Below are 6,272 nucleotides of genomic sequence, written 5' to 3'. Positions count from 1 at the left end.
GCCGGCGTCGCGTACGGCGGGACGGAGGATCCGGACGGCGCGAAGGACCCGGGCGCGGGCGGGTACGACCCGGGCGGGACGGAGCCGGGCGCGGGCGGGTACGGGGTACCGACAGGGAAGGGGGCGGGCCCGGGATAGGGGGCGGCTGCGGAGTCCCACACCGTCTTCTGCAGCGGCCGGTACTCGGCGGTCACGGCGCGTGACGGGTCGACGGCGAACGGGTCGGAGCCGAGATCCTGTCCGGCCTGGCGCCGCTCCACGGCCGCGAGCAGGTCCTGGTCCAGGCCCTCGTGCCGCATCCGGCAGTCCAGGTAGACGAGCGTGGCACCGGTGGCCTGGACGACCGTGGCGATCGCCTGGATCACGATGATCAGCAGCTGCGGCACGAGCATCGCGAGCACGAACCCCGCGATGGCGGAGGCGTCGTTGGTCCCGGTGGGCGCGATCACGGGGATGAACAGGGAGCTGAGCATCGAGGCCGGCATGCCGACGACCTGCGCCGCCAGGCCCATGATGAGCCCGATCAGCGCCGTCACCCCGAAGGCGACCCAGAACCGTCCTCGGGTCAGCCGCCACGACCGCACGATCGCGCCGCGGATCGTCGCCCGCTCCAGCACGAGGACGCTCGGCACGAGCAGCAGCTTCGTGTTCAGCCAGATCCCGAGGGGGAGCGCGCCGAGGAAGGCGAGGATCGCGACGACCGTCGCGATCGCCAGGGACGCCTCCGAGTACCCGCCCAGGGCGCCGATCCCGCCGAACGTGACGGCGGCCAGGAGCAGGAGGAGCGCGGAGACGGCGACGCCCAGCAGCAGGGCGTATCCGATGAGCCGCCATGCGACGGGACGCACGCGGCGCCACAGGGCCCCGAGCGTCGCCTTGTCGCCGAGCACGGCGGCCGCCACGTCGGAGGCGACGACGCCCTGGACAAGAGCCGAGAAGGCGACGGACCCGAGGCTGATCGCGATCCCGGCCACGGCCACGAGGGCCGTCGAGCCGATGAGGATCGTGAGGAACTCGTCGGAGCCCTGGCGGAGGGTGTTCAGCCGGGAGAAGGCGCCGACCATGACGGCGCCGAGCAGGGCGGCGGTGACGATCACGACGACGAGTTGGACGACCACCGCGAAACCGAACAGCACCTTGGGGTTGTGGCGCAGAGCGGCGAAGGCCTTCCCCAGGAGGGTGCCGAAGCCCAGCGGGTGCAGCGGGATCAGCCCCGGGCGGGGGGCGGGTGTCCAGGTCGGTCCGCTCACGTGCTCCTCCGGAGGTCGTGGATCTGCGTCCATCGTGTCACACCCGGCTCCGGCGGGCCCGGGGCCGCGGCCGACCCGCCACCGGGCCTCCCCGTCGGTCGCGCGGCGGTGAAGTACGCTGGTGCCCATGCGGGGGCGCCGTGGATCGTCCGCGCCTGCATTCGAGCGACGAAAGACGACTGGGCACCATGACCTCACGCATCCTCGTGGTCGACGACGACACGGCTCTCGCCGAGATGATCGGCATCGTGCTGCGCACCGAGGGCTTCGAACCGGTCTTCTGCGCGGACGGCGCCCGTGCCGTGGAGGAGTGGCGGACCCAGCGTCCCGACCTCGTGCTGCTGGACCTCATGCTCCCGGGCATGGACGGGATCGAGATCTGCACCCGCATCCGGGCGGAGTCCGGCGTCCCGATCATCATGCTCACCGCGCGCAGCGACACGGCCGACGTGGTCCGCGGGCTCGAGGTCGGCGCCGACGACTACATCATCAAGCCGTTCAATCCCAAGGAGCTCGTCGCCCGGATCCGCACTCGCCTCCGTCCGACGCCCCAATCGAGCACGGACGTGCTGCGCATCGGGGATCTCACGATCGACGTCGATGCGCACGAGGTGCGCCGGGGAACGGACCCGATCGCGCTGACGCCGCTGGAGTTCCAGCTCCTCGTGGCCCTGGCCTCCAAGCCGCAGCAGGTCTTCTCCCGCGAGATGCTGCTGGAACAGGTCTGGGGATACCACTACAAGGCCGACACCCGGCTGGTCAACGTGCACGTGCAGCGGCTGCGCGCGAAGGTCGAGCTCGACCCCGACAACCCCCGGATCGTCATGACCGTGCGCGGCGTCGGCTACCGGGCCGGGAGCGCGGGCTAGGCCATCGTGCCGCCCGCATCGTCCCCGGTCTCCGGCTCCGCGATCGTGCGCGACTGGAGGGGCTGGCCGCAGGCGCTCGCCGCGCTCTGGGGCAGTTCGCTGCGGTTCCGCACGCTGGTGGTCACCCTCGCCCTGACCTCGGTGGCGATCCTGGTGACCTGCGTGGCGATGGCCCTGGCCATCCAGAACAACCTCTGGGAGGCGCGCAAGGCCCAGGTGCTGGACGACGCGCAGCGAGCGACCGCCTCCGCGCAGTCCGTGCTGAACTCCGGTGATGCGCAGGGAGAGCGCTCCGCTCTGGACGGCCTCATGCGCGACGCGATCGAGCGACTGGGCACGTTCTCCTCGTCGGACATGATCACGATCCGCCGCGTCGACGACGCACCGTCGCTGACGGCGCCGCCCGGGTACCAGCGGGGGATGACGGAGTCGCTGATCTCGCCGCAGCTCCAGCGGGCGGTGATCGAGCACGCGGACACGCAGTGGTGGCAGCCCGTGGCCCTGGAGGACGGGGAGGGGCCCGCGCACGCCGGGATCGTCGTCGGGCAGCTCCTGACGCTGCCCGGGGCGGGCGCGTACGAGCTCTACATCGCGTACGACCTCGCCGACACCGCGCAGACCCTCCAGCTCGTGCAGAGCGTGCTGTGGGTGGCGGGGATCGTCCTCGTCGCCCTCATTGCCGCGATCGCATGGGTGGCGCTGCGGTCGGTGGTCCAGCCGGTGACGGAGGCCGCGGAGACCAGTGCCCGGCTGGCGGCGGGGGAGCTGGCCGTGCGCCTCCCGGTGCGCGGCGACGACGAGCTCGCCACGCTCGGGCGATCGTTCAACGCGATGGCCGAGAGCATCGAGGCGCAGATCAAGGAGCTCAGCGAGCTCTCGCTGGTCCAGCAGCGCTTCGTGTCCGACGTCTCGCACGAGCTGCGCACGCCGCTGACCACGATCCGGCTCGCGGCCGACATCCTCAACGACCAGCGCGCGGACTTCGACCCGACGACCGGCCGGACCGTGGAGCTTCTGCACACCCAGGTGCAGCGCTTCGACACCCTCCTCGCGGATCTGCTCGAGATCAGCCGCTACGACGCCGGGTCCGTGCAGTTGGAGACGGAGGCGACCAGCCTCGCGCACCTGGCCGAGGACATGACCGAGGAGCTGCGCCCGCTCGCCGCCGGCCACGGGACGGAGCTGCGCTTCGTGGCACCGGGCGGTCATACGCCGGTCGACATGGATCCGCGGCGCGTGCGCCGGGTGCTGCGCAACCTCATCGGCAACGCCATCGAGCACGGCGAGGGGCGGCCCGTGGTGATCACGGTGGACAGCAACCAGCACGCGGTCGCCGTCGGCGTGCAGGACTCGGGGATGGGCATGGCGCCGGCGGACGCCGCGCGGGTGTTCGACCGGTTCTGGCGTGCGGACCCCTCGCGACAGCGGACGATCGGCGGCACAGGGCTCGGCCTGTCCATCGCGCTCGGCGACGCCCGTCTGCACGGCGGGACGCTGGCCGTGTGGTCGGAACGGGGCGTGGGGACGAATTTCGTGCTCACCCTGCCGCGGCACGGTCGCACGCTGGACGGCCCCTCGCCGGTCCCGCTGGAGCCCCAGACGAGCCTGGCGGATCTCGGTGTCGTCACCGAGCCGATCGTGGTGCCGCGCGCGGAGCCGCCGTCCTCCGCCGCACCGGGGAAGGAGGACTCATGAGCGTCGGACGCGTCATCCGCTCCGCCGTCGTCGCGCTGCTGGCCCTGAGCCTGGCCGCGTGCGCATCGCTCCCGACGACCGGCGAGGTGCGGCCCGGGAACTCGGGCGACGGTGCGTCGGACGAGTCGGATCTGACCTACCTCGCCCGCGGGCCCTCGGACGGCGCCGATCCCGAGCAGATCGTGCGCGGGTTCATCGACGCCGCCGCGAACCCCGCCGACAACTGGGACGTCGCCCGCAGCTTCCTCATCGGTCCGTTCCAGGAGAGCTGGAAGCCGAATGCCGGCGCCACCATCGACGCGTCCGCGGAGCGCCGGTACGCGGGGCCGACCCCCGAGGCGGACACGGACGAGACGAGCGTCCGGCTCGCGATCCAGCAGTCGGCGACCATCGATCAGAACGGCTCCTACTCGGTCGCCTCCGGCGCGGCGGAGGTCTCCTACGAGCTGAAGAAGGACGACGCGGGGCAGTGGCGCATCGCCCGGGCGCCGGACGGGATCCTGCTGGACGCGCGGACCTTCGCCGCCGAGGACGTCCTCCGGCCGTACCCGGTGGTCTACTTCGACGCGACGTGGACCTATCTGGTGCCGGACGTGCGATGGTTCCCCAAGCGCAAGAACACCGCGTCGCGCATCGTCCAGGCCCTGGTGGCGGGAGCCCCCAGCCCCTGGCTCGTGGAGTCGGTGCGCACCGCGTTCACCGGCGACGTCGAGCTCGGCCGGGAGACGGTCTCCGTCGACGCGCAGATCGCCGAGGTGGACCTGAGCCAGGCGGCGCTCGGCGTCGACGACGTCACGCTCGCACGGATGCGGACGCAGCTCGAGCGGAGCCTGGCCGCGGTCGGCGTGCTCCAGGTGCGCCTGACGGTGAACGGCACCGAGCTGGGCACCTCGGCGGCGCCCTTCTCATCGACCACGGTGGACACCCGCCCCCTCGTGCTGACGGAGGACGGGTTCGGCTACCTGTCCGGGAGCGAGGTGTCGCCGATCGACGGCGTCTCCGGGCCGATCGCACGGTTCCCGGAGCCGATCTCGTCCATCACGGCGAGCGGCGCGGCGTCCCGGGCGATCGTGCAGACGACCGGCGGCCGTGTGTACGCGGTGTCGGGCGAACAGGTGGACGAGCTGGACAGCCGCCCCGGCCTCATCAGACCGTCGCTGGATCCGTACGGGTTCACGTGGACCGTGCCCCGCACCAGCCCGGGCGGCGTGCAGGTCTGGTCGCCCGCGGTGGTCTCCCATCCGCTGCCGGCGTTCGAGGACGCCCAGGGCATCTCCGCCCTGGCGGTGAGCCGGGACGGGGCTCGGGTGGCCGTGGCGCTCTCCGTCGGCTCCCAGGTGCGGATTGAGGTCGCCGGCATCGAACGCGACGCGAAGGGGGAGCCGACGGGCGTCGGACGGCCGTACTTCGTCGCGGGGCGGGTGCCCGGCGAGGTCCGCGACCTGGTCTGGCTCGACGACCGGACGCTGGGCATCCTGGCCGAGGACGACGGGCGGCCGGAGCTCATCGAGCAGATGGTCGGCGGGCCGTCGACGACGACGGACACCCCGGTGGCCGCGCAGGCGGTGGCGCCCGCCGCGCCTGTCTCGAACGTGCGGCTGCGCGGGGACGACGGTGCGCTGTGGATGCGCAGCGGCACGACCTGGTCCTCGGAGCGCGCCGGCGTGCAGGTGCTGGCGACCCAGATCGACAGCCCGTGATCCGCGGGCGGGCACGGGCTCGTCCTGCACCGTCCTGACCGGCGACGGACGGCCCACAGATCCGGGCGGGCGTCCCCGCGGCGCGGTCCGCTGCGGCAGGGTGCCGGGATGGACCACAACACTCCGCCACTGCCGCCTGACCGCCTGAGACTGCTCGGCGCGGACATCGCCGACATGCTCCTCGGGGCGGAGTGCGCAGGCTGCGGGGCGGTGACGACCTCGCTGTGCACGACCTGCCGGGCGCAGCTCCGGCCCGATCCGGTGTGCGTGCGGACGCCGGACGGCCTGCCGGTGCACGCGGGGCTGCGATACGAGGGCGTCGTCGCGCAGGTCGTCCGCGACATCAAGGAGCACGGGAGGACCAGCCTGCTGCCCGCCCTCGTCCCCGCCATGCGCGCGGCGGCGGACGCGTGCCTCGCCGCGCGCCTGCCGGGTGCGGATTCCGTCGACGTCGTCGTCCCGGTGCCCACCGCGCACGCGTCCTTCCGGCGTCGCGGGTTCCGCCTCCCGGAGCTGCTCGCCCGCAGGACGGGCGGTCAGGTGCGCCGGATCCTGACCCCGACCCGGCGGGTGCGGGACCAGCGAGGGCTCGGGAGGGCGCAACGGCGGAGCAACGTCGCGGGCAGCATGCGGGCGCGGCGCGGGGGAGACGGCTGGTCGGTCCTCGTCGTCGACGACGTGGTGACCACCGGCGCGACGCTCGACGAGGCGGCGCGGGCGCTCGGAGCCGCCGGTTTCCGCGTGGTCGGCGGCGTCGC

Annotated in this window: 5 protein-coding genes; 4 read left to right on the top strand and 1 reads right to left on the bottom strand. The window is 73.1% G+C overall.

From position 1 onward, the window contains the following. Nucleotides 1–1,250, bottom strand: a 1,250-nt coding sequence (locus MR1_RS18210; protein WP_067250432.1) for a hypothetical protein, incomplete at its 3' end; no start/stop codon positions are given. 188 nt (nucleotides 1,251–1,438) lie between these two features. Here MR1_RS18210 and mtrA point away from each other — a divergent pair. The 4 genes from mtrA to MR1_RS18190 all read left to right on the top strand — a co-directional run. After that, nucleotides 1,439–2,119 carry an MtrAB system response regulator MtrA gene (gene mtrA / locus MR1_RS18205; protein ID WP_067250429.1) on the top strand — a complete coding sequence of 227 codons (681 nt, stop codon included), beginning with the start codon at nucleotides 1,439–1,441 and terminating at the stop codon, nucleotides 2,117–2,119. Nucleotides 2,120–2,125: 6 nt separating this feature from the next. Next, the gene (mtrB, locus tag MR1_RS18200) at nucleotides 2,126–3,814 is read left to right on the top strand and encodes an MtrAB system histidine kinase MtrB (protein ID WP_067250426.1); all 1,689 of its coding nucleotides are present in this window, start codon (nucleotides 2,126–2,128) and stop codon (nucleotides 3,812–3,814) included. After that, the gene (locus MR1_RS18195) at nucleotides 3,811–5,514 is read left to right on the top strand and encodes an LpqB family beta-propeller domain-containing protein (protein WP_067250423.1); all 1,704 of its coding nucleotides are present in this window, start codon (nucleotides 3,811–3,813) and stop codon (nucleotides 5,512–5,514) included. Before mtrB ends, MR1_RS18195 begins: the two co-directional genes overlap by 4 nt. Before the next feature lie 108 nt (nucleotides 5,515–5,622). Then, nucleotides 5,623–6,272 (top strand): ComF family protein (locus tag MR1_RS18190; RefSeq protein WP_067250419.1); only part of this gene is annotated, 650 nt, incomplete at its 3' end.

This window comes from Microbacterium resistens NBRC 103078 (genome assembly GCF_001552355.1).
Classification (GTDB): domain Bacteria; phylum Actinomycetota; class Actinomycetes; order Actinomycetales; family Microbacteriaceae; genus Microbacterium; species Microbacterium resistens.
Note: the sequence above shows the minus strand (reverse complement) of the source record. Positions and strands in the feature narration are given on the sequence as shown.

Bases quoted from the DNA above. Each gene is read 5' to 3' on its own strand.
- MR1_RS18195 (WP_067250423.1), top strand. From the start codon at position 3,811: ATGAGCGTCGGACGCGTCATCCGCTCCGCCGTCGTCGCGCTGCTGGCC.
- mtrA (WP_067250429.1), top strand. From the start codon at position 1,439: ATGACCTCACGCATCCTCGTGGTCGACGACGACACGGCTCTCGCCGAG.